This window comes from Kitasatospora sp. NPDC007106, assembly GCF_040634455.1.
Classification (GTDB): domain Bacteria; phylum Actinomycetota; class Actinomycetes; order Streptomycetales; family Streptomycetaceae; genus Kitasatospora; species Kitasatospora arboriphila.
In genome coordinates this window covers 1-1,239 of sequence record NZ_JBEYFP010001324.1, presented here as the reverse complement: position 1 = coordinate 1,239, position 1,239 = coordinate 1, and the positions used below count along the sequence as shown (strand labels likewise).

General features: G+C 75.9%; 1 protein-coding gene. It reads left to right on the top strand.

Annotation, left to right across the window (positions count from 1 at the left end):
- Positions 1-1,177, top strand: a 1,177-nt coding sequence (locus tag ABZ641_RS38180; RefSeq protein ID WP_359989249.1) for a hypothetical protein, incomplete at its 5' end; no start/stop codon positions are given.
- Positions 1,178-1,239: the final 62 nt, after the last annotated feature.

Genomic DNA, 1,239 nt, shown 5'->3' with positions numbered 1-1,239 from the left:
CGAGCCGGTGCCGGGTCCGGGCGGCGCCGCCCTGCGGGTGCTGGTGCGCTGGCTCGGCGGCGAGTCCAAGCCGGTGGCGCGGGAGGACGGGCTGACGCCGTCGGCCGACTGCCTGCTGGCGCTGCGCGACCTGGCGTGGCTGGACGACGGCGACCGGCCGCAGCCGCGGCTGGACGGGGCCGGGGCGGCCGACGCGCTGGCCGGCCTGCTCGAACCGGTGGACGTGCCGGCCGCGCTGCGGGCGCACCTCGACCGCGGTGACGTCCACCTCGCCCGTCTGCTGCTCGCCGTGGCCGGCCAGGGCCGCCTGCACGGGACGGGCATGCCCGAGGCCGGTGAACTCGAGCTCTGGCAGCAGCAGGTGGAGGACTCCGCCGCGGTCTGGCGCGAGCGGGTGGAGCGGCGGCGCCGGCGAGCCGAGTCGCTGTTCGCGCAGATCCGGGTGCAGAACCTGCTGACCCCGCAGGTCGAGAGCGAACTCTCGGGCCGGCTGGTGGACCTGCGGCGCGAGGAGCCCGCCGAGCGGTTCGGGGGCCGGGACGCCGACGTCCGATCGCTGGCCGCGGAGCTCCGTGCCCTCGTCGTCCAGAAGACCGCGGAACTGCGCGAGCAGCTCGCCGAGTTGCCGCTCGACGCGGACTCCGTCGCCCGCATCTCCGACCTGCTGGACGTCGACGACGTCGTCACGGCGGAGGAACTGCTCTCCTTCGCCCGCCAGGGGCGCGCGCTGCCCGAGCGGCAGAGCGACAAGGGCGTCGAGCTGGACGAGTTCCTCGCGGGCATCGCGCACCGCGACGCGCCGGCCGCCGGCGGCACCGGGGTGGGCGCGCGCTGGTGGGCGTCCCACTACGCGGCCGGCCGGTCGCTCGCGGAGGCCACCTCGGTGGCCCTCGACTCCTGGGAGGCGCTGGCGGACCCGCGCAAGCGCAGCAACGCCTACCAGAAGCACGTGGGCAGTGTGCTGCGCCTGCTCGGCCTGACGGCGACCCAGGTGTCGCTGGACGAGGCGGACCGCAGGGACTGGAGCGTGATGCGGCTGAGCGTCCGCGCCGACGTCAGCGAGAGCCTCCCCGGGTACGTCGCCGCGCTGGGCTCACAGGCCCACCGGTCGTACCGGGTGCTGCTGATCTCCGACGAGCAGCGCGGCGAGGAACGCCGGGGTCGAACTGCTGGGTGACGCCGCGGATGCGGTAGACGCCGTCCTCCTCGGTGATGGTGAAGCCCGCGTCGTCCACGGCC